This is a genomic window from Mesorhizobium sp. M4B.F.Ca.ET.214.01.1.1, from assembly GCF_004791545.1.
Taxonomy (GTDB): domain Bacteria; phylum Pseudomonadota; class Alphaproteobacteria; order Rhizobiales; family Rhizobiaceae; genus Mesorhizobium; species Mesorhizobium abyssinicae.
In genome coordinates, this window is the sequence record NZ_SRUX01000005.1 from 375,253 (window position 1) to 398,952 (window position 23,700).

26 protein-coding genes and 1 riboswitch are annotated in these 23,700 nt (G+C 64.7%); of the genes, 15 read left to right on the forward strand and 11 right to left on the reverse strand.

The features are described from left to right. Positions 1 to 14: 14 nt before the first annotated feature. From EN857_RS13360 to EN857_RS13375, 4 genes are all read right to left on the reverse strand, one after another. Positions 15 to 1,160 (reverse strand): ABC transporter ATP-binding protein, encoded by a 1,146-nt coding sequence (locus tag EN857_RS13360; protein ID WP_127393114.1) that lies wholly within the window; start codon positions 1,158 to 1,160, stop codon positions 15 to 17. Positions 1,161 to 1,227: 67 nt separating this feature from the next. Continuing rightward, positions 1,228 to 2,079 (reverse strand): carbohydrate ABC transporter permease, encoded by an 852-nt coding sequence (locus EN857_RS13365; protein WP_127285127.1) that lies wholly within the window; start codon positions 2,077 to 2,079, stop codon positions 1,228 to 1,230. Further along, on the reverse strand, positions 2,079 to 2,963 hold the full coding sequence (locus EN857_RS13370) for a sugar ABC transporter permease (protein WP_127309400.1): 885 nt from the start codon (positions 2,961 to 2,963) through the stop codon (positions 2,079 to 2,081). Before EN857_RS13370 ends, EN857_RS13365 begins: the two co-directional genes overlap by 1 nt. Positions 2,964 to 3,028: 65 nt before the next feature. After that, positions 3,029 to 4,300, reverse strand: a complete 1,272-nt coding sequence (locus tag EN857_RS13375) for an ABC transporter substrate-binding protein (protein ID WP_127393116.1) — start codon at positions 4,298 to 4,300, stop codon at positions 3,029 to 3,031. Positions 4,301 to 4,415: 115 nt separating this feature from the next. Here EN857_RS13375 and EN857_RS13380 point away from each other — a divergent pair, with 115 nt between their 5' ends. Beyond that, positions 4,416 to 5,594: an ROK family transcriptional regulator gene (locus tag EN857_RS13380; RefSeq protein WP_127285124.1), complete on the forward strand. Its 1,179-nt coding sequence runs from the start codon at positions 4,416 to 4,418 to the stop codon at positions 5,592 to 5,594. A 41-nt stretch (positions 5,595 to 5,635) separates the two neighbouring features. Here the strand turns inward: EN857_RS13380 and EN857_RS13385 are convergent, their stop codons facing one another. The 3 genes from EN857_RS13385 to EN857_RS13395 form a co-directional block, all read right to left on the reverse strand. After that, positions 5,636 to 6,112 carry an isoprenylcysteine carboxylmethyltransferase family protein gene (locus EN857_RS13385; protein WP_127393718.1) on the reverse strand — a complete coding sequence of 159 codons (477 nt, stop codon included), beginning with the start codon at positions 6,110 to 6,112 and terminating at the stop codon, positions 5,636 to 5,638. Further along, complete coding sequence (locus EN857_RS13390; protein ID WP_127393719.1) at positions 6,109 to 7,110, reverse strand: DUF1624 domain-containing protein; 1,002 nt, start codon at positions 7,108 to 7,110, stop codon at positions 6,109 to 6,111. Before EN857_RS13390 ends, EN857_RS13385 begins: the two co-directional genes overlap by 4 nt. Before the next feature lie 211 nt (positions 7,111 to 7,321). Further along, positions 7,322 to 8,500, reverse strand: coding sequence for an aromatic ring-hydroxylating dioxygenase subunit alpha (locus tag EN857_RS13395; protein ID WP_127393720.1), 1,179 nt, complete (start codon positions 8,498 to 8,500; stop codon positions 7,322 to 7,324). A 132-nt stretch (positions 8,501 to 8,632) separates the two neighbouring features. On the opposite strand from EN857_RS13395, the gene EN857_RS13400 reads away from it, so the two are divergent. From EN857_RS13400 to cobO, 5 genes are all read left to right on the forward strand, one after another. Beyond that, positions 8,633 to 9,325: a gamma-glutamylcyclotransferase gene (locus EN857_RS13400; protein WP_127393721.1), complete on the forward strand. Its 693-nt coding sequence runs from the start codon at positions 8,633 to 8,635 to the stop codon at positions 9,323 to 9,325. 64 nt (positions 9,326 to 9,389) lie between these two features. Continuing rightward, a riboswitch (cobalamin riboswitch) is annotated at positions 9,390 to 9,584 on the forward strand. A gap of 36 nt (positions 9,585 to 9,620) precedes the next feature. Next, positions 9,621 to 9,800 carry a CbtB domain-containing protein gene (locus tag EN857_RS13405; protein WP_126054052.1) on the forward strand — a complete coding sequence of 60 codons (180 nt, stop codon included), beginning with the start codon at positions 9,621 to 9,623 and terminating at the stop codon, positions 9,798 to 9,800. 15 nt (positions 9,801 to 9,815) lie between these two features. Then, positions 9,816 to 10,613 (forward strand): CbtA family protein, encoded by a 798-nt coding sequence (locus EN857_RS13410; RefSeq protein ID WP_127285119.1) that lies wholly within the window; start codon positions 9,816 to 9,818, stop codon positions 10,611 to 10,613. Further along, positions 10,606 to 11,121: a bifunctional adenosylcobinamide kinase/adenosylcobinamide-phosphate guanylyltransferase gene (gene cobU / locus EN857_RS13415; protein ID WP_127285118.1), complete on the forward strand. Its 516-nt coding sequence runs from the start codon at positions 10,606 to 10,608 to the stop codon at positions 11,119 to 11,121. The genes EN857_RS13410 and cobU overlap by 8 nt, the downstream gene beginning before the upstream one ends. 1 nt (position 11,122) lies before the next feature. Beyond that, positions 11,123 to 11,737, forward strand: a complete 615-nt coding sequence (cobO, locus tag EN857_RS13420; protein WP_127285117.1) for a cob(I)yrinic acid a,c-diamide adenosyltransferase — start codon at positions 11,123 to 11,125, stop codon at positions 11,735 to 11,737. Here the strand turns inward: cobO and cbiB are convergent, their stop codons facing one another. Next, positions 11,738 to 12,715, reverse strand: a complete 978-nt coding sequence (gene cbiB, locus EN857_RS13425; protein WP_127285116.1) for an adenosylcobinamide-phosphate synthase CbiB — start codon at positions 12,713 to 12,715, stop codon at positions 11,738 to 11,740. On the opposite strand from cbiB, the gene cobD reads away from it, so the two are divergent. Both cobD and EN857_RS13435 read left to right on the forward strand, forming a co-directional pair. Then, positions 12,714 to 13,769, forward strand: a complete 1,056-nt coding sequence (cobD, locus tag EN857_RS13430) for a threonine-phosphate decarboxylase CobD (RefSeq protein WP_127394131.1) — start codon at positions 12,714 to 12,716, stop codon at positions 13,767 to 13,769. The genes cbiB and cobD overlap by 2 nt on opposite strands. Then, positions 13,766 to 14,275 carry a tyrosine phosphatase family protein gene (locus EN857_RS13435; protein ID WP_135858730.1) on the forward strand — a complete coding sequence of 170 codons (510 nt, stop codon included), beginning with the start codon at positions 13,766 to 13,768 and terminating at the stop codon, positions 14,273 to 14,275. The genes cobD and EN857_RS13435 overlap by 4 nt, the downstream gene beginning before the upstream one ends. Positions 14,276 to 14,286: 11 nt before the next feature. Here the strand turns inward: EN857_RS13435 and EN857_RS13440 are convergent, their stop codons facing one another. Together EN857_RS13440 and EN857_RS13445 are read right to left on the reverse strand one after the other, a co-directional pair. Next, complete coding sequence (locus EN857_RS13440) at positions 14,287 to 15,090, reverse strand: creatininase family protein (RefSeq protein WP_128346786.1); 804 nt, start codon at positions 15,088 to 15,090, stop codon at positions 14,287 to 14,289. A gap of 56 nt (positions 15,091 to 15,146) precedes the next feature. Beyond that, complete coding sequence (locus tag EN857_RS13445) at positions 15,147 to 15,530, reverse strand: RidA family protein (RefSeq protein WP_127393756.1); 384 nt, start codon at positions 15,528 to 15,530, stop codon at positions 15,147 to 15,149. Positions 15,531 to 15,887: 357 nt separating this feature from the next. Here EN857_RS13445 and EN857_RS13450 point away from each other — a divergent pair, with 357 nt between their 5' ends. The 7 genes from EN857_RS13450 (at position 15,888) to EN857_RS13480 (ending at position 22,622) form a co-directional block, all read left to right on the forward strand. Continuing rightward, positions 15,888 to 16,892 (forward strand): ABC transporter substrate-binding protein, encoded by a 1,005-nt coding sequence (locus EN857_RS13450; protein ID WP_127393757.1) that lies wholly within the window; start codon positions 15,888 to 15,890, stop codon positions 16,890 to 16,892. A 2-nt stretch (positions 16,893 to 16,894) separates the two neighbouring features. Next, on the forward strand, positions 16,895 to 17,719 hold the full coding sequence (locus EN857_RS13455; RefSeq protein WP_127393758.1) for an ABC transporter ATP-binding protein: 825 nt from the start codon (positions 16,895 to 16,897) through the stop codon (positions 17,717 to 17,719). Further along, complete coding sequence (locus EN857_RS13460; protein WP_127284953.1) at positions 17,706 to 18,557, forward strand: ABC transporter permease; 852 nt, start codon at positions 17,706 to 17,708, stop codon at positions 18,555 to 18,557. The genes EN857_RS13455 and EN857_RS13460 overlap by 14 nt, the downstream gene beginning before the upstream one ends. Before the next feature lie 36 nt (positions 18,558 to 18,593). Continuing rightward, positions 18,594 to 19,892, forward strand: a complete 1,299-nt coding sequence (locus EN857_RS13465; protein ID WP_128346773.1) for a cytosine deaminase — start codon at positions 18,594 to 18,596, stop codon at positions 19,890 to 19,892. Between the two features lie 2 nt (positions 19,893 to 19,894). Beyond that, the gene (locus EN857_RS13470; RefSeq protein ID WP_127284951.1) at positions 19,895 to 21,292 is read left to right on the forward strand and encodes an FAD-binding oxidoreductase; all 1,398 of its coding nucleotides are present in this window, start codon (positions 19,895 to 19,897) and stop codon (positions 21,290 to 21,292) included. Positions 21,293 to 21,453: 161 nt separating this feature from the next. Next, positions 21,454 to 22,035: an NAD(P)H-dependent oxidoreductase gene (locus EN857_RS13475; RefSeq protein WP_127311992.1), complete on the forward strand. Its 582-nt coding sequence runs from the start codon at positions 21,454 to 21,456 to the stop codon at positions 22,033 to 22,035. After that, positions 22,035 to 22,622 carry an NAD(P)H-dependent oxidoreductase gene (locus EN857_RS13480; RefSeq protein WP_127311991.1) on the forward strand — a complete coding sequence of 196 codons (588 nt, stop codon included), beginning with the start codon at positions 22,035 to 22,037 and terminating at the stop codon, positions 22,620 to 22,622. Before EN857_RS13475 ends, EN857_RS13480 begins: the two co-directional genes overlap by 1 nt. 137 nt (positions 22,623 to 22,759) lie before the next feature. Here the strand turns inward: EN857_RS13480 and EN857_RS13485 are convergent. Continuing rightward, positions 22,760 to 23,700, reverse strand: a 941-nt coding sequence (locus EN857_RS13485) for an aminomethyltransferase family protein (RefSeq protein WP_135858732.1), incomplete at its 5' end; no start/stop codon positions are given.

A 23,700-nucleotide genomic window follows, 5' to 3' on the forward strand; every position in this document is an offset into this window, starting at 1 on the left:
CTTGGATGCGAGGGTCAGGTTGCGGGAACGGGTTTTCGCGACGTCAGCGTGCGGCCATCGGGTCCGAACAGATAGGCGCCGGCGATCTCGAAGCCGGCCGTCAGCCGGGCGCCGACACTGATGGGCGACACCTTGTTGAGCTGCACCGTGAAATTGCCGGTGCCGCTGTCCGAATTGGTTGCTTGGAGGGGGGAAGCGTCGAGGTAGAGAACTGTTTCCCGTCCCAGATGTTCGACCAGCCGCACCTGGCCAGGGAACGATGCCTGGCCTGCGTCTGCCCGCTCGAGCACATGCAGGTTTTCCGGTCGGATTCCGACGGTCACCGCGTCGCCAGCCGAAATGCCGACCGGATCAATGTCGCCGAAGGCAAATGCCGGCATTCCCGCCGCCGTCAGCGTCAGGCTGGCCGCGCCGACGGTTTCCACCCGCGCTTCGATGAAGTTCATGCGCGGCGCGCCGAGAAAGCCGGCGACGAAGATGTTGGCCGGGTTGGCGTAGAGCTCGAGAGGGGAGCCGACCTGCTCGACCTGCCCTTTGTTCAGCACCACGATCCGGTCCGCCATGGTCATGGCTTCGATCTGGTCGTGGGTGACGTAGACCATGGTGGAGCCGAGCTGGGCATGCAGGCTCGAAAGCTCCACCCGCATCTGCGTACGCAGCGCTGCGTCGAGGTTCGACAGCGGTTCGTCGAACAGAAACACCTCCGGCGAGCGGGTGATGGCGCGGCCGATCGCGACACGCTGGCGCTGCCCGCCGGACAATTGCTTGGGTCGTTTGTCGAGCTGCTCCTCAAGGCGAAGGATTTTGGCGGCGCGCTTGACGGCGGCATCGATCTCCGCCTTTGGCCGCTTCGCCATCCGCAAGCCGAAGCCCATGTTTTCCGCCACGGTCATGTGCGGGTAAAGCGCGTAGGACTGGAACACCATGGCGATGCCGCGATCGCCGGGTTCTTCCCGGGTGACATCGTGGCCGTTGATCACGACCTGGCCGGAATTGATGGTCTCAAGCCCGGCGATTGTCTTCAGCAAGGTCGACTTTCCGCAGCCCGAAGGCCCGACCATGACGACGAATTCGCCCTTTTCGATCTTCAGGTCGATCGCCTTCAGGGCATGATAGCCGGCGTAGTGCTTGTCGACCTTGCGCAATTCCACGCTGCTCATCGCGAGGCGCCTTTCCGTGTCTGCCGGTTGCGTCCGTATGGTCCGACCTGAAATCCTGAAGCGAAGATCATCCCTTGACCGCCCCCATGGTGAGGCCGCTGATGAAGTGCTTCTGCATCAGGAAGAACATGACGACCGGCGGCAGGGCGACGAAGATCGTTGCCGCCGAAATGATGTTCCAGGCCGACGTCCACTCGCCGCGCAGATTGTTGAGCCCGGCAGTTACGGGTTTGACCGCGTCGCTCTGGGTCAGCACGATCGCCCAGAAATAGTCGTTCCAGATGAAGGTGAAGGTGAGGATGGCGAGCGCCGCCAGTGCGGGCCGCACCAGCGGAACCACCACATGACGCAGCACCTGGAAGGGCGAAGCCCCTTCGGCGCGCGCGGCCTGGAACAATTCGCCGGGCAAGGCGGCGATGAAGTTGCGCATGAAAAGCGTCGCAAAGCCGGTCTGGAAGGCGATGTGGAAGACGATCAGGGCGTAGACGGTGTCGTAGAGGCCGAGCCTCACCATCAGATCACGCACCGGGATCATCATGATCTGGGCCGGCAGAAAATTGCCGCCGACAAACAATGCGAAAATGAGGTTTGAACCGCGGAACGGATAGCGGGACAGGACGAAGCCGGTCAACGTCGACAGGATCAGCACGCCGATCACCGAGGGAACGGTGATCAGCAGGCTGTTGAGGAAGAAGCGCAGCATCGCGGTCTGTTCGAAGACCGCCGTGTAATTCTCGATCAGGCTGAATTTCTGCGGCCAGCCCCAATAGTTGCCCGCCATCAGCTCTTCGTTGGAGCGGATCGACGTCAGCATCACGGCGAAGAGCGGCAACAGCCACAGCGCGACGACCAGGGTCACGCCGCCGACATAGAGCGCACGCTGGAGCTTGGCGTCTTCAGGGATCGGGCGGGGATACATCAGGCATTGCTCCGTTCGGCCTTGATGAGGCCTCGCAGGTACCAGGCGATGAAGACGATCATGATGGCGAAGAGAACCGTGGCGATCGCTGCGCCGTAGCCGAAGCGATAGGAAAAGATCGATTCCTCGTACATCTGGTAGGCGAGCACCGTCGACGAGCCATAGGGGCCGCCGGTGGTCATGACCGCGACCATGTCGAAGGAGCGCAGCGCGCCGATCACCGTGACCGCGATGGCGATGAAGCCGACCTGCGACAGTTGCGGCAGGACCACATGGCGCAGCATGCGCCAGCCGCGCGCGCCGTCGACGCGACCGGCGCCGATCAGGTCCTCGTTGAGGTTGTTCAGGCCGGCCAGGAACAGCACCATGCAGAAGGCGATCTGCGGCCACAGACCGGCGGTGGCCACCGCGAAGGTGGCGAAATTCTCGTCGGAAAGCAGCGCCGGCGCGGTGCCGCCGAACAGGCCGAAGATCAATTGCAGCAAACCATAGGTCGGATCGTAGACCCAACCGAAAACGACGCCCACGGTCACCGTGGCCAGCACCAGCGGGACAAAGAACAGCGATTTCAGGATGCGCATGCCGCCGATCTGCTGGTTGACGATCAGCGCCAGCGCGAGGCCGATCGGCGGCGCCAGCATGAAGATCAGCAGCCAGATGATATTGTTCTTGAGCGAGACGTAGAATTGCGGGTCTTCGGCCAGCTCGACATAGTTGGCGAGGCCGACCCAGGTCTTCGCGCCGATACCGTCCCAGTCGTGCAGCGAAATCCAGACCGTCTCGAAGGAGGCGGCAAGAATCACCAGGCTGAACAGGATGAGACCCGGCAGAAGGAGAAGTGCCGGTGTCATCCAATGACGATTTCTGCGCCAGAAGCGGGGCATGGGAATTCATCCAAAAGAGAGACGGGACCGCCGGGAGAGGCGGCGGCCCGTCAGGTCCGGGAGGACTAACCGAAGATTCTCTTGCGGGTCTTTTCCAGCCGCTCGAGGATCTGCTCGCGCCGTTCGGGCTTGACCATGAATTCCTGGAGCCCGGTCATGCCTTCCTGGGCCATGTCCGGATCCGTGTCGCGATCGTAATATTGCGACGTGCCGACCACCTTCTTCAGTTCCTCGACCGCGGCGTTGACCAGCGGATCCTTGCTGGGCGGGCAGTCGTTGCGCGGCGGGATGGCTCCCTCGGCGGCGAGGAAGGCGCCCAGGTTCTCCGGCTTGTAGAAATAGGCGAGGAAGTCGCGCGCGCCTTGCTTGTTCTTGGCGTTGGCAGGCACGTGAATGGAGTTGACGGAGAAATCCTCATACCGGGCGACGCCGGGGACGACTTCGGGAAACGGCGCATAGGCGAGTTGCGGAACGTCGGCCTCCGGGAAGGCGGATCTGACGAAACCGCCGAGGTCCAGCATGGCCGCCTTCTTTTGCGCCAGCGCCGCACCTGCCTGTTCCCAGCCGAAGGAACTGTGGTTGGGCGAGAAGAAACCGGCCTTGATCAGATCGTTCCATTTGTCGAAGACGGGCGTCAGCATCGGATCGGTGTACTGGACCTTGCCGTCCATCAGCGCGATGTGCTTGTCGAGACCGTTGATGCGCAGGTTCATGTGGTCGAACCAGCCACCTGCGGGCCAAAGCTCCTTGGTGCCCATGCTCATCGGGATCATGCCAGCGGATTTCGCGGCCTCGCCGAAGGCGAGAAGGTCGGTCCAGGTCTTCGGCGGGGTCCAGTTGTGTTCGGCAAAGACGTCCTTGCGGTAGAACAGGCCCCAGAGCAGGCCGCCCATCGGCAGGCCATACTGCTTGTCGCCGACAGTGACGGCACTGGTCGTGGCGCCGAGCACGCTCTTGAAGTTCTCGCGGGCAAACAGATCGGAGATGTCGTCGAACAGGCCCTTGTTGACGAACGCCTTCATGCGGTTGCCGGAGAACCAGAAGCAGATATCGGGGGCGCCGACGACGAGATAGCTGCGGATCGCGGTCTTGTGCGCCTCGTGATCCATGTTGTTGATGGTGACCTTGGCGCCGGATTTCGCCTCGTATTCGGCCGCCAGCCTGTGCAGGATGTCGCGTTGCCCGACATTGCTGAGGTTGGAGATGATGGTGATTTCCTGCGCCTGCGCCAGGGCCGGCAAGCAAAGCCCGCTTGCGGCGGAAGCGGCGAGGGCTGCGCCGGTGCCCTTCAGGAAACGGCGCCTTGTCGTGGACAGAGTCGTGACGTCGATGGCCATGGCTATTTTCTCCTCCCTGAGAGCAGCCGGATTCCGATTGAACCGGGGCAAGTCGTAGCGTATGCAGATGAAGTCGGTCAATAGTTAATTTACAAAATTAATAATGAGGCTAGAAATGAAACTCAAGGGTGATCAGCAGACATCGCGCGCCATGAACCGACGATTGATCCTGAACATGATCCGCGCCGACGGACCGATGAGCAGGGCGGACATGGCGACGCGCAGCGGTCTGAGCCCGGCTGCGGTGACCTTCGTGGTTTCCGAACTCTTGGACGAGAACATCCTCGTCGAGGGAGAAGCCAGCCTGGGGGCGCCGGGGAGGCGGCCTATCCCGATCAGCATAAATTATGCGGGCCGCCTGGTCGTAGGGCTCAAGCTGAAGGCCGGCGCCATCGATTGCGTGCTGACCGATCTTGCGACGACCCCGCTTGTCTCCAGGCAGGTGGCGGTGCCCGACCCGTCGCCTCAAAGTACTGTCGAGGCCTGCGCGGCCGCCGTCAAGGAATTGCTAGCGGACCGCAAGGCGCCGAGCGGCGCGCAGCTAAGCGGCATAGGCATCGCGGTGCCAGGTGTCATCGACAATGGCGTTTGCCGGCTCAGCCACCGGTTCAACTGGATCGACGTACCAATCGCGGCCATGCTCGCCGAACTCGTGCATGTGCCGGTCTGGGCTGACGACGACACCAATGCTTTCGCGCTGGCGCAGCAATTGTTCGGCCTCGGCCGGCATCATCGCACGGTCGGCGCGTTGGCGATCGGAGCCGGCATCAGCTGCGCCGTGGTGATCGACGGCGCCGTGCATCACGGCGCAAGCGGTGCCGCGGGCAAGATGGGGCACTCCATCTACAATCCGAACGGGCCACAATGCGAATGCGGCCGGCGCGGCTGCCTGCAGACCTTCTTCTCGGAGCCGGCCCTGGTGAGGCGGTGGCGTGAAGCGAAAGGCCTGCCGGGCGAGGCCTCCCGCCATGACATGTTCGAAGCGGCCCAGGCCGGTGACGAGACCGCCGTGGAGATCCTGCGCGAAGCCGGCGAAGGCATAGGCCGGTTCCTTGGCGGCTTCTGCAACATCATCGATCCGGAGGTCATCGTCGGCGGCGGTGAAGCGGTCAGCTTCGGCGACTATCTGTTCGAGCCGATGCGCGACGCGTTGAAGCGCTATGCGATGTGGAACCCGCCGCCGATCACGCCTGACTGGGCCGACGATTCCTGGGCGCGTGGCGCTGCCGCATTGGCTACCCAGAGGCTTTTCGATTTCGAAAGCAGGCCTGGGGAGACCAGGGCGGTCATGTAAACGAGGACCCGATCAAGTCTGGCGGCGCTTGCCCGCGAGGCTCAAATCCAGCGCCGCACCCGCTTGGCGTAGTCGCGGTATTTCTTGCCGAATTTCGCCGCCAGCACCTTCTCCTCCTTCTCGATCGCCAGCTTCTGCGTGGCGAAGGCGGCGATGAAGGCAAACAGCAGGAACCAGGCGATCCCGGTGATGAAGGCGACGCCGATCAACAGCAGCGTGTTGGCGAGGTACATCGGGTTGCGGGTGATCGAGAACGGACCCGAAGTGACGAGATGGTCGGGCACCGCGTTGGGATTGAAGGTCGTCCTCGCCCGCAGCATGACGCGGATCGCCGTGAACCAAAGCGCGGCGACGAAGAACAGCGCCACCCAGCCGGCGGCAAACATAAGGTCGCCCAACAGGTCGCCGATCCACGGCAGCGGAAAGAAGAGGCCAAGCGCGACGCTGGCGGCGATGGCAATGACATAGATCAGCGGCGGCCACGGGATGAGCCCGGGTTTCGGCTGACTGTCGGTCATTGCTGTCCTCCCTCCGTCGCGTCGTCAGTGCTCGCCGTGCAGGCGCCGGCGAGATCGGCGAGATGCGCCTTGAACTCCGGTGTCTGGTCGCCGTCGTAGAGCCTGTCCAGCGTCCCTTCGCCCTGCAGCGTATCGAGCATGCAGCCACAATAGCTCGTACAGAATTTGCTGTCGCGCTGCTGCTCGCAGGATATCTGGCAGGATTTGAGGAAGCTGGCGTCCTGGTCCAGCGGCGCCGCCGGCATCACCTGCGAAAACAGCCAGACCGAACCGAACAGCAGCGGCTGGTGGATCAGGTAGAAGGCCAGGCTGTGGCGGCCGATGAAGACCAGCGGGTTGGACCAGCGGCCGGGCGCCAGCTTCGCCAGCCGGGCGAGCACGCCGGACGTTGAGGCAAGTTTCGCCGCGGCAATGCCCAGCAGCACGGCGCCGAACCAAGGTAAGAGCGGCACATAGTCGTTGGAGCGCGGATTGGTCGCCGACAGGCCGACCCACCACAGCGCCGGGTGGTCGAAGGCTTGCGAGCGCAGATAGAGCGGGGCGGCGATCACAAGCGCCGCGACGGCGATGGTCAGCAGCGAGGGCAATCGCAGGAAGGCGAGGCCGAGCAGGGAGGCGAGCGCGATCTCGTGCAATATGCCGAAGAAGATGAAGCCATCGGGCGTGGCGATGCGGGTGATCAACGATATGGCCAGCGCCGCCACGGCTACCATGGCGAAGCGCTTCCAGAAGCCCGGCCAGCGGATTTGCCTTCCATGGGCGAGGAACAGGCTGACGCCGACCAGGAACAAGAAGGTCGAGGCGATGCAGCGCGCGTAGATCTTCCACCAGCCGAAGGCGGTGAGGCCGGGATCGGTGTAGCCGAAATTCTCGAGGTCCCAGGTGAAATGGTAGCTCGCCATCGCCAGCAGCGCGATGCCGCGCACGATGTCGATGGCGACGATGCGTCCTTGCTTCGGCGTGTCCTGAACAGGTTCGGCCGGCGTTTGAAGGCTCATCGTGTCTCGCATTCCGATTCAGTGATGCCAAACGACTATCATGGTTCAGCCAGACAAAAGAAGGCGGGGCTGCTGTGACATGCATCAATCTGCCCGCCGTTTTCGTCCGGGCGGTTCGAAGGGTGGCCGAGCCTGGGTTCAGCGTTCGCCACGGGCGGGCTGCTGGCGGCGGCCGTGGCTTTGTCACCTGACGGCGTCTGCCGAAGTCGCTCTAGGGTTTGGGCGAAAATGCCTGATGCCGCGCGCGCACCCATTCGTGGAAACGGTGCAGGTCGTACTCCTCCGGCATCAGCACGCCGGCCTCGTGGCGCATCGAACGCAGGCCCTTCTGGTTGACCTCGCAGATCGCCGCGTCCTCTTCCAGCACCTGCCTGCCGAAGGCGACGATGTTGTCGATGTCGGCTTCCGGCGAGGCGAGCGCTTCGGCCGGGAACAGCCATTCGGCCGACAGTTCCGTCTGCTCCGGGCCGAGCGGCACAAGCCGCACGGTGCGCACATAGTCGACATGGCCGACGATGAACATCGACGGCAGGCTCGTGGCGTAGGTCTGGCCGGCGGCGCATTCGGCCGGCGTCAGGCCGGCAAACACCGGACCGTGCACGTGCCCGTCGCGCGACCAGGTCTCGGCGCCGGCGCGCAGGCCGCCGGAGAATTCCGGCGCGTCATTGTCGGCGTGGCGCGCCCATTCGGGATCGTCGTGCCTCGCCATCAGGCCTCGGCCATAGATCGGCACCAGCCGCGACAGGTCCTTGTGGACGCCGGGGCAATGCAGGCACTCGTTGAAGTTCTCCCAAAAGATCTTCCAGTTGCAGTTCATCACCTTGCGCAGCGCATGGCCGGTGACCAGCGTCTCCAGCGGCCAGTTGGCGAGATTGCCGGAAGCCTGGTCGAACGAGGCTTCCGCCGAGCCGGCGGCATCTTCGGCGAGGTTGATGAAGACGAAGCCGCGCCACACCGACAGCGCCACGCCATAGAGCGGGTAGTCGGCCTTGTCGAAGCCTTCGGGCAGCGACTTCGACGGCACGCGCACGAGGTCGCCGCGCAGCGAATAGGACCAGGCGTGGTAGGGGCAGGTCAGCAGCCTGGCCTTCAGCCTTCCCTCGCTCTCCTGGCAAAGCTGCGAGCCGCGATGCCGGCAGGTGTTGTGGAAGGCGCGCAATTCGCCGGCCTCGTCGCGCAGCACCACGATCTCCTGCGTGCCGACGCGGAATGTCCTGAAAGCCAGCGGCTGGGCAAGGTCGGCCTCGCGGCAGACCAGCAGCCAGCTTTTGTACCAGATCGCGTCGAGGTCACGACCGTAAGCCCCGGCATCCCAATAGGCCGACGACGGCAGCGTCGGCTCAAGCCTGGTCAGGCCGGTGTAGAGGTCGTCGCTCGGTTTGGGCTGCATAGGCGGCTCCCTGAATGGTCCAGCCGACACCCGGCCAGGATGTTTGTCAATCGCTCGCGCCGTGGCCATTGTGGCACGCAATCGCCGCCCCTAAGGTCGGCGCTTCACAAGTCGGGTGCCCAGGGACAGTTCATGCCGCCAAGGACAATGTCGCTCACCGAGGAGCTGGTCGCGCGCTGCTTTCGCGTCGTCGAGGACAGCGGGCCTGATCCCAACGCGATGCATCTGGACGATGCCGACTATGAAGCGATGCTGGACACGCTGGAGGCTGAGCTGCCTGGCAGCGAACCGCTCTGGCTGTTCGGCTACGGCTCGCTGATCTGGAAGCCCGAGATCGATCATGTCGAGGAACGGGTTGCGGTCGCGCGCGGCTGGCACAGGTCCTTCTGCATGAAGATGACGCGCTGGCGCGGCACCAGGGAGCAGCCTGGCCTGATGATGGCGCTGGACCGGGGCGGGCAGTGCAAGGGCGTCGCCTTCAGGCTTGGCGACGCCGACCGGCGCCGGCAGCTCGACAAGGTTCTGCGGCGCGAAGTGACGCTGAAGCCGACCAGCTACCATCCGCGCCTGCTCAACCTTTCGAGCGACGGCGGCACGTTGCGGGCGCTGGCATTCGTCATCAACCGCAAGGGCACAACCTATTCCGGCCCGCTCGAGGAAAGCGTGGTGGTCGAAAGGCTGGCGACATCCTGCGGGCACTGGGGATCGGGCGCAGACTATCTTTACAACACGGTGAAGAACCTCGAGCAGCGCGGCATCCATGACCGCCATCTGTGGCGGCTGCAGCATCTGGTTGCCGAGCGGATTGCCGCGTCGGACAGCTAGGCCCGGTGGCGCATTTGCGCTGGTGGCCGCCGGAATTTGGTTTGCCGGGCGCGACGATTCTGCCTATAGTCCTGCCGTCGTCGGTTCCGTTTTTGGAGCCAAGAGGGAATGCGGTGAGGGCGAATTCGTCCAATGCCGTGGCTGCCCCCGCAACTGTGTGCGGTAGTCCTCTCCAAGACCACTGAGGAAAATCCTCGGGAAGGTGGGGAAGGGCGCTGATCCGCGAGCCAGGAGACCTGCCGGCGACAGAAACGTTGAATTCTATGCCCTCGGGTGGAGGGCGAAAGGACAAGACATGACGACCGCTTCCGTCTCCCTCGGCACCTCCGTCTCCTCGCAGTCGCGCTTCATGCAGCTGGCCATGGCCGCGTTGCTCGGCATTTTCGTCGTCGGCTTTGTCGGCTTCTCGCATCTCGATGCGGTCCACAACGCCGCTCACGACTACCGCCACTCGATGGCGTTTCCCTGCCACTGACAAGGGCCTGACATCATGAACCTGTTTCGCAACGTCGTGTTCATCGCGGCGATTGCAGGGCTCGTGGCCGGCGTCGTTCTCGCTTGCCTGCAGGCCTATGCAACCGTGCCGCTGATCCTCAAGGCGGAAGTCTACGAACAGGCCGGCGGCGGCCATCATCATGATCATGCCGCGGCGCCTGCCGAGACCGGCGACGCCATGAGCTCCGCCGCTCCGGCCGGAAATGCCATGAGTTCCGCGCCGGCTCCGGCCGAAGCGGCCGCGCCAGCGGAAGACGAGGGCTGGGCACCGGCCGACGGCTTCGAGCGTTTCGCCTTCAACGTCGTCGCCAACATCGTCACCGGCATCGGCTTCGCGCTGATCCTGGTCGCGGTTTCGGAATTCGCCGGTGGTATCGGCAACTGGCGCCAGGGCGTGTTCTGGGGTCTCGCCGGCTTTGCCGTGTTCACGCTGGCGCCGGGCCTCGGCCTGCCGCCGGAACTGCCGGCGATGCCGGCCGCCGAACTCCTGCCGCGCCAGATCTGGTGGACGGCGACAGCGGTCGCGACCGCCGCCGGACTCGGCCTGATCGCTTTCCGCAAGTCGCTGCCGCTGGCGATCCTGGCCGTGGCCCTGATCGTCGCGCCGCACATCGTCGGCGCGCCGCAGCCGGAAAGCTTCGAGACGCCGATTCCCGAAGGCCTGCATCACCAGTTCGTGGTGGCGGTGACGGTCACCGACCTGGTGTTCTGGCTGGTGCTGGGCGCTGCCGTCGGCGTGGTGCGCGGCCGCTTCACCGGCACGGCCACCAGCCTGCGCGACAGCTTTGCCTGATCGCAGGGGACTGACCTTCATCATCGGCGGTGCGCGCTCCGGCAAGAGTGCGCATGCCGAAACCCTGGTGACGGCGAGTCCCTCGCCATGGGCTTACATCGCCACCGCGGAAGCCTATGACGATGAGATGCGCGAGCGCATCGCGCTGCATCGGGCGCGTCGCGGCGAGGGCTGGGCGACGGTCGACGCGCCGCTCGATCTTGCCGCCGCGATCGAGGCGCTGCCTGACCACCAACCCGTCTTGATCGACTGCCTGACTCTGTGGCTGACCAATCATATGCTGGCCGAGCGCGACCTCGATGCGGAATGCCGGCGGCTTGTGGATGTTCTATCGCGGCCGCGCGGGCCGTGGTTCGTGGTGTCCAACGAGGTCGGCCTGGGCATCGTGCCCGACAATGCGCTGGCGAGGCGGTTTCGCGATGCGGCCGGCCGGCTCAACCAGCAGGTCGCCGCCGTCGCCAATACGGTGCTGCTGATGGTGGCCGGTCTGCCGCTGAAGGTGAAGTGAGATGACTGAGACCGATGACAAGGATGCCGAGCGCCACCGCGCCAAGATGGCCAAGCGCAAGGCTGTGCAGGATGCCGAGGTGGCGGCAAAGACGATCGAGAAGGGGCTGCTGATCGTCAACACCGGCCCGGGCAAGGGCAAGACCACGGCCGCCTTCGGGCTGGCGCTCAGGATGCTCGGCTACGGCAGGCGCGTCGGCGTCGTGCAGTTCATCAAGGGCAAATGGCATACCGGCGAGAAGGACGCCTTCGCCGCCTTCGGCGACCGCGTCGTCTGGCATGCGATGGGCGAGGGCTTCACCTGGGAGACGCAGGACCTGAAGCGCGATATCGCCGCCGCCGAGGCCGCCTGGGCAAAAGCACTGGAGCTGATGGCGGATCCGTCGATCAGCCTTGTCGTGCTCGACGAGCTCAACATCGCGCTGCGCTACGACTATCTCGATCTGGAAAAGGTCGTTGCCGCGCTGAAGGCGCGCCGTGCTGACCTGCATATCATCGTCACCGGCCGAAACGCCAAGCCGCTGCTCGTCGAGGCGGCCGATCTCGTCACCGAAATGGGCCTCACCAAGCACCATTTCTCGGCGGGCGTGAAAGCCCAGCAAGGCATCGAGTTCTGATCACATCGTCAGATAGATCAACAGCGCCGACAGCATGCCGAACAGCGCGATCAGCAGCCAGTCGGCCACCTGGTAGAGCTTCAGCGCCTGCCTGATGTCGAGGCTTTCCGCCTCGCGCCGGCCGCCTTCGCCCATGTAGGCATCCTCGACGACCACGCCGCTGTAGCTGCGCGGGCCGGCCAGGGCGAGACCCAACGCGCCGGCCATCGCCGCCTCCGGCCAGCCGGCATTGGGCGAACGGTGCTTTTTCGCGTCGCGCCGCATGGCCTGCCAGGCGTTGCGGGGGTCCGCGCCTTTGACGAAGAAGGCAGCCAGCACGATCAGCAGCCCTGTCAGCCGCGATGCCGGCAGGTTGATCCAGTCGTCGAAGCGCGCCGCCGCCCAGCCGAAGGCCTCATGGCGCGGCGTGCGGTGGCCGATCATCGAATCGGCGGTGTTGGCGGCCTTGTAGGCGACGCCGCCGGCCAGGCCGCAGACCCCGGTCCAGAAGGCCGGAGCGACGATGCCGTCGGAGAAATTCTCGGCCAGGCTTTCGATCGCCGCGCGGGAAACGCCTGCCTTGTCGAGCTTTTCGGGATCGCGGCCGACGATGCGCGAGACGGCGATGCGGCCGAGCGTAAGGCCGCCGGTGTCGAGCGCGTCGGCCACCGCCTCGACATGATCGGCCAGGCTCTTCTGCGACATGAGCGTCGACGCCAGGATCGCGGTGATGATGAGGCCGACCGGAAACATCTGCCAGAGCAGGAGCTGCACGGCAAAAGCGATGGCCGCCGGCACCAGAACAATGACCAGCAGAGCCATGACGCCCCGGCGGCGACGCTGAGCGTCGGAATCAGTGGCGCGGTTGAGCGCGCGATCGAGAAAGGATATCAGCCTGCCGAACCAGGTGACGGGATGGCCGATGGCCCCGAACAGCCAGTCCGGGTAGCCGAGTGCCCGCTCAATGACCAATGACAGGAAGGCAATCAGTATCGACATGAAGCTTCTTGATGGAGCGATTGCGGCAGTGGATCACGGCGGATCCCTTGGCCGGGCGAGCGCGCTCTTCCCTCACGCGCCACGGCCTTTCGTCGATCTCTCGACGGGTATCAATCCGCACTCCTATCCAATTTTCGAATTGCCCGCCACCACCCTGTCGCGATTGCCGGAAGCGGCGCGGCTCGGCGAACTTCGAGCGGTCGCGGCCGGCGCCTATGGCGCGCCGTCGACGGCGCATGTGGCGGCCGCGCCCGGCACGCAGATCCTGCTGCCGCGCGTTGCCTCGCTGGTGAAGCCCGGCAAGGCGCTGGTGCTCGGGCCGACCTATGCCGAGCACAGCCGAGCCGCCGCCATCGCCGGCCATGCGGCGGCCGACGTCGATGATGTCGAAGCGCTTGCCGAGGCCGACCTCGCCGTTGTCGTCAACCCCAACAATCCGGACGGTCGCGTCGTCGAGCGCGAAAGACTGCTTCAGCTTGCCGCCCACCTTCGCGCCAAGGGCGGCCTGCTGGTCGTCGACGAGGCGTTCATGGATGTCGGGCCGGGAGGGGAAAGCCTGGCCGGCGATGTCGGGCAGGGCGGCATCGTCGTGCTGCGTTCCTTCGGCAAGTTCTTCGGCCTTGCCGGTGTCAGGCTCGGCTTCGCGCTGGCCGACACGCTGACGGTCCAGCGGCTGGAGACGCAACTGGGACCCTGGGCGGTGGCAGGCCCGGCGCTTGAATACGGCATCCGCGCGCTTGGCGACCTCGATTGGCAGGCCGCCATGCGTGGGCGGCTGGCGCAGGACGCGGCGCGGCTCGACAAGCTGTTCGCCCGGTTCGGCGCTACCGTGGCCGGCGGCACCACGTTGTTCCGCTATCTGCGCCTGCCCGAAGCCGCCGGCCTGTTTTCGGCGCTGGGTGAGCGCGGCATCCTGCTCCGGCATTTCGCCCTGCGGCCACAGGTCCTGCGCGCCGGACTGCCGGGCGATGAGGCCGAATGGCAGCGGCTCGAAGCGGCGCTTGCCGACTGGGCCTCATTGCGCGAGGATCAGACGAAGGAAACCAACCCATGATCCATGTCTGTTCGCTGTCGAAGGTCGAGGAGACTGTGGCGAGAACCGGCGCGCAGCGCCTGCTGTCGTTGCTTGCCGCTGGCACCGAAGTGATGCGCCCGGCCTCGATCGTGGCGGAAAACCACTTGCATCTGGTCATGCACGATATCGCCGTGGCCCAGGAAGGCATGACCATGCCGGGCGAGGAGCATGTCCGCGCGCTGCTCGATTTCGGTTATCGCTGGGATCGGGCAAAGCCGCTGGTCGTGCATTGCTATGCCGGCATCAGCCGCTCGACCGCCTCGGCCTATGTCATTGCCGCGGCGCTGGCGCCGAAGCGCGACGAGGTCGAGCTGGCGCAGACGCTGCGCGCGCTCTCGCCCTCGGCGACCCCCAATCCGCGGCTGATCGCCGTTGCCGATGCCTTGCTTGGCCGTGATGGCCGCATGATCGCCGCGATCGAAGCGATCGGGCGCGGCGCCGACGCTTTCGAGGGCATACCTTTCGAGTTGAAGATCGAAGCCTGAACCCCTTCGGATTACGACAGCCAGTCGGCGAGCTTTGCCTTGCGCACATCCCTGACCAGGCTGATGAAGCCGTCGGCCTGATGCTCGGCGGTCAGCCGGCCTTTCTCGGCCGTTGCGATCGAGGCGTCGCCGACCACGCCGTTCGGGTTGAGGTCGCTGGCGATCCAGGCGAAGGCGTGTGTGCCGGTCTGGCGCAGCAGGGCGAATTCCTTCTCGGCGCGGCCGACATTGGAAACGAAATTGTCGGCCTTGCCCATGTCGACGAGGTCGGGCCGGAAATGCAGCATCAGCGAGGTCTCGACGTCGCCGCCATGGATGCCGTGGCGGTCCTCGAGCTCGGTGTACATGGCGGCCGGACGGCCGAAACGCTGCCAGCTCGTCTTCACCGCCAGCATTTTGGCTCGCACGCGCAGCTCACGCGTGATGATGCCCATGATCTCCTCATTGCCGCCATGCGAGTTGACGACGATCAGCTTTCTCACCCCGGCCCTGGCGATGGACAGGCCGAGTTCGGTCCAGGCATCGACCAGGGTCGTTGCCGGCAGGGTGAGGGTGCCCGGCGCATGCAGATGTTCGTTGGATTTGCCGACCGCCTGGACGGGCAGGATACGGATGTCGAGATCGGCGGGCAGGCGGGCGATGACGGTGTCCAGCATGCCGTTCATGATCGAGGTGTCGGTCGACACTGGCAGATGCGGTCCGTGCTGCTCGATCGCCGCCACCGGCAGCACGGCGATCGTCGCTTCCGGGTCGATCGAGGCGTATTCGGTGGTCCGGTAGTCGCCCCACCACACGCGTCTGTTCGCAACGGTCATGTCGTGCCTCTTCAAATCATCGCGCCAGACCTAGCGCGGCTGGCATCGCCTGTCGATCATCCGGCGGCGATCACCTCGATCTCGACCTTGAATTCCGGCCGGGCGAAACCGGAGACGATCATCAATGTCGAGGCCGGCGCCGGGCTGGCGAACAGCCGGTCGCGCACCTCCATATAGGGCCTGAGGAAGGCACGGTCGGTGACATAGGTGTTGATGCGCACGATGTCGGAAAGGCCAAGTCCGGCCTCGCCGAGAATCGCCGCTACGTTTGCGAAGCAGAGTTCGGCCTGCGCCCCGGTATCTTCGGGAATCTGGTCGTCCGCGGTCATGGCGACCTGGCCCGAACACAGCACCAGGCGCTTGCCGGGAGGCACTTCGACGCCGTGGCTGTAGCGTGCAAAGGGCGGCTTGATCGACTTCGGCGCGAGGAATCGGAACATGGCAATCTCCTGTCTCAGCCTAATGCATGTCGCCCAAAAGTGTGCAGCGGTTTTGGGATAACGACATGCATGAAACAACAACCTAAGGCGCGTCGCATAAGTGCCGTTCAGGCGCGAGGGGCTTTAGGTAAGGCACGATCAAAGACGCCTTCAAGATGGCTGTGCCCATCGTCCTTGCGATTATGGACAGGCGTCCAAAAAATATGCACGATGCCTCTCGTACAGCATGACCCGTCCGCTCCTCGCAGCGACTGTCGCGCAAGCAGGCGGCCCAGGCGGTGGCATGTGTCTTGCTTCTTGAACCAATGGTGTCGAGCCCGGCGCGCAGCGCGTCGGAGCAAATTGAGGGTGATGTTCATGGTCGGAAAACGGAAGAACCTGGCGGGCGCAGTCGTCCTGCTTGCGGCAGGCACGCTGGGCGCGGCCGCCAACGAGAAAGTCACCTTCGGCACCAACTGGCTGGCCGAGCCTGAGCATGGCGGCTACTACCAGGCGGTCGCCGACGGCACCTATGCCGCGTGCGGCCTCGACGTCACCATCATGCAGGGCGGCCCGCAGGTCAGCGGCCGGCCGATGCTGCTGGCCGGCAAGATCGATTTCTACATGGGCGGCAACCTTCTGTCGGCCTTCGACGCCGTGCAGCAGGGCATTCCGATGCGCGTCGTCGCCGCCGACTTCCAGAAGGATCCGCAGGTCATCATGTCCCAGCCCGGGCAGGGGCTGGACAAGTGGGAAGACCTGAAGAACGCCGACCAGTACATCCTCGGCGACGAGGGTGCGCAGACCTTCTTCCAGTGGATGGTGACCGAGCTCGGCTTCGATGCCGCCAAGCGCGTCCCCTACACGTTCAACCCGGCGCCGTTCATCGCCAACAAGAAGTCGATCCAGCAGGGCTACGTCACCTCGGAACCGTTCGCGGTGCAGAAGGCGGGCGGCTTCGTTCCGAACCAGTTCCTGCTCGCCGACTATGGCTGGGATACCTACGCGACCACCGTCGAGGTCATGCAGGACACGATCGACAAGCGGCCGGAGGTGGTGCAGTGCTTCGTCGATGGCTCGGCCAAGGGCTGGTACAACTACCTGTACGGCGACAACAAGGCCGCCAACGATCTGATCAAGAAGGACAATCCGGATATGACGGACGAGCAGATCGCCTTCTCGATCGAGCAGCTGAAGAAGTTCGGCGTGGTCGATTCCGGCGATACCGAAAAGCTCGGCATCGGCGGCATGACGGAAGCGCGTATCCAGAGCTTCTACGACAAGATGGTCAAGGCCAAGGTGGCGCAGCCGGGCATCGACATCAAGAAGGCCTATACGCTGGCCTTCATCAACAAGGGCGTCGGGCTGGACCTGAAGAAGTAACCGTGAAGCTGGAGAAAGTGGCGCAGGCGCCGGCAACGGCATCGGGTGAAGGCCCGATGCTGTTGGCGCTCCGCAATGTCGGCAAGGTCTTTTCCAACGGCGTGACGGCGCTGAGCGACGTCGACCTGACAATCCGCGAAGGCGATTTCCTCAGCCTTCTCGGACCGTCGGGCTGCGGCAAGTCGACGGCGCTCAGGCTGATCGCCGGCCTGTCGACGCCGACCTCCGGGCTGCTCGACTGGCGCGGCGGCATCGATCGCTCGAACATCGGCTTCGTCTTCCAGGAGCCGACGCTGCTGCCCTGGGCGAATGTCTTCGACAATGTCTGGCTGCCGCTCAGGCTGAAGGGCGTGTCGCGCGCAAAAGCCGAGCCCGCGGTGATGGCCATGCTGGCGCGCGTGCATCTCAACGGCTTCGAAAATGCCGTGCCGCGCGAGCTCTCCGGCGGCATGAAGATGCGCGTCTCGATCGCGCGGGCCATGGTGACCAAACCGCGCATCCTGTTGATGGACGAGCCCTTCGCGGCGCTCGACGAGATCACACGCTTCAAACTCAACAACGACCTTCTGGAACTGTGGCAGGACGAGCGCTTCACCGTCGTCTTCGTCACCCACAGCGTTTTCGAGAGCGTGTTCTTGTCCAGTCGCGTGGTCGTGATGGCGGCGCGGCCGGGCCGCGTTCACGGAGAGCTTGCCGTCGACGCTCCCTATCCGCGCGACGAGGTGTTCCGAACCTCGCCCGATTATGCCGCGCTTTGCCGCCAGGCGTCCGACGTGCTGGTCAACGCCATCAATTCAACCGCCGGACCGCACCATGACGGCCATTGAAGACACAGTCCTGAAGCTTGATCCCGAAGAGGCGCGCCGTGTCCGCCAGGAGCGGCTGGAACGGATCGGCAGATGGGTGCTGCCGCTGGCGATCATGGTGCTGGCTATCTGGCTGTGGGACCGCATCTGCGTCTGGAACGAGATCCCGCAATACATCCTGCCGCGCCCGGGCGTGGTCCTGCAGACGCTGCATGACGATGCCGGTCTGTTGTTTTCCTCGCTGCTGGTGACGCTCAGGATCACCTTCCTCAGCCTGCTCCTTGCGGTCATCGGCGGCGTCGGGCTGGCGGTGCTGTTCGCACAGTCGAAATGGGTGGAGATGTCGTTCTTCCCCTTCGCCATCGTGCTGCAGGTGACGCCGATCGTCGCCATCTTCCCGCTGATCAACATCTACATCAACAACCAGACGACCAAGCTGCTGCTCTGCGCCTGGATCGTCGCCTTCTTCCCGATCCTCTCCAACACCACGCTTGGCCTGAATTCCGTCGACCGCAACCTGCGCGACCTGTTCAAGCTCAACGGCGCGACCCGCTGGCAGCAATTGCGCTATCTGCGCCTGCCGGCGGCGATGCCCTATTTCCTTGGCGGGCTGAAGATCGCCGGCGGCCTGTCGCTGATCGGCGCGGTGGTGGCGGAGTTTGTCGCCGGCGCGCAGGGGCAGTCGTCGGGGCTCGCCTCGCGTATCATCGAGGCCGGCTATCGGCTCAACGCGCCCCGCCTGTTCGCGGCACTCATCCTGATCTCGCTCACCGGCATCCTGATTTTCCTGGTGCTGTCGCTGGTGTCGCATCTGATCCTGCGCCGCTGGCACGAGAGCGCGCTGAAGCAGGAGCGGTAGGGTGGTGTCTGTCCGCGTAATCCGAGGAGTTGCGGCTTGATACCGGCCTCTGGTTCTTACCATCTCGCCAATGTCCGCGTTCACCAGTCGCTGACGCCCGGCCTCACTGCCACATTGGACAGCGACGGCTTCGCGCTCGCCGACATCGCCGTCGCCGACGGCAAGATCGCCAGCATCGTCGCGCGCGGTCGCTCGAAAACGCCGGCCGATGCCATCGATCTTGCCGGCCGCATCGTGCTGCCGTGCTTCGTCGACTGCCACACCCATATCGACAAGGGCCATATATGGCCGCGCAAGCCAAATCCCGACGGCACTTTCATGGGCGCGCTCAATGCCACGGGCGCCGACCGCGCCGCGCGCTGGAGCGCGGAGGATGTGGCGCGGCGCATGGATTTCTCGCTGCGCTCCGCCTACGCGCACGGCACCAGGGCCTTGCGCACGCATCTCGACAGTGTCGCGCCGCAGGAGGAAATCTCCTGGCCGGTGTTCGAGACGATGCGCGAAAAGTGGCGCGGTCGGATCGAGCTGCAGGCGGCCTGCCTGCTGGGCATCGAGAGCGTGCGCGACAAGGCCTGGTTCGAGCGGTTGGCGAAACGTGTCGCCGCCGCCAAGGGCGTGCTCGGTGTCGTCACCTATATGGTGCCGGACCTGGAAGAACTTCTCGACCAGGTCTTCGCCCAGGCGATCAAGCACGGGCTCGACCTCGATTTCCACGCCGACGAGACCGACGATGTCGCGGCGATATCGCTGAAGAAGATTGCCGAGGCCTCGCTGTGGAATGGTTTTGACGGCAACATCCTGGTCGGCCATTGCTGCTCGCTCTCGCGCCAGCCCGACCTTGAAGTGCTGGACACGCTGGACAAGGTGGCGAAGGCAGGGCTCGCCGTGGTGTCGCTGCCGATGTGCAACCTCTATCTGCAGGACCGGCGCAGCAACAACACCACGCCGCGCTGGCGGGGCGTGACGCTGCTGCATGAGATGAAGGCGAGGGGCATTGCGGTCGCCGTCGCGTCAGACAACACACGCGATCCGTTCTACGCCTATGGTGATCTCGACATGCTCGAAGTCTACCGCATGGCGACGCGCATCCTGCATTTCGACCACCCGGTCGGCGACTGGCCGCAAGCGGTCGCGGCGACGCCGGCCAAGGTGATGCGGCTGGAGGGCTTTGGTACACTCAGCGCCGGCGGCAGCGCGGACTTCATCGTCTTCAAGGGGCGGAGCTGGACCGAAATGCTGTCGCGGCCAGAATCGGATCGCATCGTCGTGCGCGAGGGCAGGGCGATCGAACGGAAACTGCCCGACTATGCCGAACTCGACGAATTGATGGTGTGACGATGGATATCGCAGCGCTGAAGCGTGACCTCGAAGGGCTCAAGATCGACGACCATCCGGCGATCGTCCAGCAGAAGAGCCGCGACTTCTACTGGTACAGCCCGGTGCTCAAAGCACAGCTCGACCATGTCACCGGCGACCTGATCGTCACGCCGAAGAGCGAGGACGAGGTGATCCGCGTGCTCGCGGCATGCCATCGGCGCGGCGTCCCGGTGACGCCGCGCGGCAGCGGCACCGGCAACTACGGGCAGGCGATGCCGCTGTCCGGCGGCGTGGTGCTGAACCTCGCCGAAATGAACCAGGTCAAGGCGATCGCACCGGGGCGGGTGGTCACCGGACCGGGCGCGGTGCTGGCCGAGATCGACAAGGCGACGCGCGCGCATTCGGCGCAGGAGCTGCGCATGTCGCCCTCGACCTACAACACGGCGTCGATCGGCGGCTTCGTCGCTGGCGGTTCGGGCGGCGTCGGCTCGATCCGCTGGGGCGGCTTGCGCGACCTCGGCAATGTCATCCGGCTCCGGACCGTGACGATGGAGGCGGAACCGCGCGTCATGGAACTGACCGGCGAGGAGGTGCTCAAGGTCATGCACGCCTACGGCACCAACGGCATCATCACCGAGGTCGAGATGCCGCTGACGGCGTCCTATGACTGGATCGATGTCATCGTCGGCTTCGACGATTTCATGGACGCGGCCGGCTTCGGCAACGACCTCGCCATCCAGGACGGCATATTGGCGAAGCTGATCACGCCGATCGCCGCACCGATCCCCTACGACTATTTCAAGCGGCACCAAAAATTCTTCCGACGCGAGCAGAGCATCGTGGTGTGCATGATCGCGCCGCATGCGATCGAAGCCTTTGTCGCCTTCGTGAAGAGCGGCAAGGGCGAGATCGTCTTCCGGGCCGACCAGGAGGCCGATCTCAAGGGGCTGCCGCCGGCCTACGAATTGACCTGGAACCACACGACGCTGCGGGCGATCCGCGTCGATCCGACGATCACCTATCTGCAAGCACGCTATCCGTCGCCGGATCATCTTGCCCACGTCAAGGCGATGGTCGACCGCTTCGGCGACGAGGTGCCGGCGCATCTGGAATTCATCCGTTTCGACGGCGCGATCGGCGCTGCCGGCCTGCCGTTGGTGCGCTACACCACGCAAGAGCGGCTGGACGAGATCATCCGCATCCACGAGGATAATGGCTGCTGGATCTTCAATCCGCACCGCTACACGCTGGAAGAGGGCGGCATGAAGCGGACCGACGATGTCCAACTCGCCTTCAAGCGCGAGACCGACCCGCAAGGCCTGCTCAACCCCGGCAAGATGATCGCCTGGGAGAACCCGGACTATGATTACCGCTCCGGCAAGTCGTTCCTGTTCAAGGGGCTGCAAAAGGTGGGGTGAGACGATGACGGCGTTTGGCGCTGCACCCCCCTCTGGCCTGCCGGCCATCTCCCCCTCAAGGGGGGAGATCATTCGCTCCGCCGCTTTCGCCAACCTCCAACGTTGCAAGGACAGGCGTGGCGGAAAAGGGTGCCTGGCGCTGACCTAGGGAAACTCCTCCCGTGAACGTCCTCGTCCTCTACGCTCATCCGGTGGAGACCAGCTTCAATGCCGGCCTGCACCGGACGATCGTCGAGCGGCTGAGCACGGCAGGTCACACGATCGACGACTGCGACCTCTATGCCGAGGATTTCGATCCCCGGCTGACGCGGGCCGAACGGCTCGGCTACCACGACCAGCGCGGACCGGATGACGCCGTGGCCGGCTATGTCGAAAGGCTGCGGAAAGCCGAAGCGCTGGTGCTGTCATTCCCGGTGTGGAATTACGGCTATCCGGCGATCCTGAAAGGCTTCTTCGACCGCGTCTTCCTGCCTGGCGTGTCGTTCAAGCTGGTCGACGGCAAGGTGCGGCCGACGCTGCACAACATAAGCAAGCTCGCCGCTGTCACCACCTATGGCGGCAGCCGGTTCCGGGCCCTGCTGATGGGTGACCCGCCGCGCAAGGTGGTCAAGCGCATGCTGCGCGCCACCATCAAGCCGGGCGCCTCCGTCTCCTACCTCGCGCATTACTCGATGAACCTCTCCACCGACGCGTCGCGGGCGGCCTTCACGGCGAAGGTCGCGGCGAGCATGGATCAATTCTGATGCGCGTGCTGGTGGTCTATTGCCATCCGGTGCCCGAGAGCTTTTGCGCATCGATCCGCGACAGTGCCGTCGAGGTGCTGACCCGACGCGGTTGGGAGGTCCGGCTGCTCGATCTCTATGCCGAGAATTTCAACCCGGTGATGAGCTGCGAGGAGCGGCGTTTCTACAACGAGCGCGCGCCGCAGGATCCGGCGCTCAAACCGCATTTCGAGCATCTCATGTGGGCCGAGGCGATCCTGTTCGTCTATCCGACCTGGTGGTACGGGCTGCCGGCAATGCTGAAGGGCTGGCTCGACCGGGTCTGGGCGACCGATGTCGCGTTCAAGCTGCCGGCCGGCAAGGGGCGGATCACGTCGCTGATGCGGCATGTGACCAAGGTCGGCGTCATCACCACCTGCGGCGCGCCGACCTGGTGGAGCGTCGTCGTCGGCCAGCCCGGCCGCAAAACCATCCTGCGCGGCATGCGGGCGCTGTGCGCCACGCGCTGCCGGACCTTCTTCCTGGCGCATTATCTGATGGACGCCTCGACGCAGAAGAGCAGGGCGGCGTTCCTGGCGAAGGTAAGGGCGCGGTTGGAGAGGTTTTGATAGCCTTCTTCGCCCCGTTTACGGGGAGAAGATGCCGGCAGGCAGATGAGGGGCGGCGCTTCACTGACAGAACTTGGCGCTGCCCCTCATCCGCCCTTCGGGCACCTTCTCCCCGTAGAACGGGGAGAAGGAAGAAATCACATCTTCACCCGCTCCGCCTTGGGGTCATACATCGGCTTCAGCGATGCCTCCGCCGCGAAGCGCTCGCCGGCGATCTCCACCTCGTAGGACGAGCCAAGAACATCCGCCTCGCTCTCGCCCTTGCAAGGCACGTAGCCCAGCCCGATCGCGCCGCCGAGATGGTGGCCGTAATTGCCGGAGGTGATCGGGCCGACGATCTTGCCGTCGCGCAGGATCGCCTCGTTGTGGAAGAGCAGGGGTTGCGGGTCCTTGAGGCGGAACTGCAGCAGCCGGCGGTCCAGCCCGGCTTCCCTCTTCCGCAGCACGGCATCACGGCCGATGAAGTCGCCCTTGGCCGTCTTGACGGCGAAACCGAGGCCAGCTTCCAGCACATTATCCTCGTCGGTGATGTCGTGGCCGAAATGGCGGAAGGCCTTCTCGATGCGGCAGGAATCCAGCGTGTGCAGGCCGCAAAGCTTGAGGGCGCCCTCCGCGCCGGCGTCAGTGAGCGCCTCGAAGATGTGGGCCGCCTGCTCGGTCGAGACATAAAGCTCCCAGCCGAGCTCGCCGACATAGGTGACGCGGTGGGCGCGGGCCAGCCCCATGCCGATCTCGATCTCCTGGAAGGTTCCGAACGGATTGGCCTCATTGGAGAAGTCGTTGGGGCTCACCTTCTGGATCAGTTTTCGCGACTCGGGACCCATCATGCAGATGACCGCTTCGGCGGCGGTGACGTCGGTGATAACGACGAATTCGTCGGCGACATGCCGCCTTAGCCAGGCGAGGTCGCGCTGCAGCGTAGCGCCGGGCACGACGAGGAAATAGGCTGTCTCCGACAGGCGCGACACGGTGAGGTCGCTCTCGATGCCGCCCTTGGCGTTGAGCATCTGCGTGTAGACGATCTTGCCCGGCGCGACGTCCATGTCGTTGGCGCAGAGCCTTTGCAGGAAGGCACAGG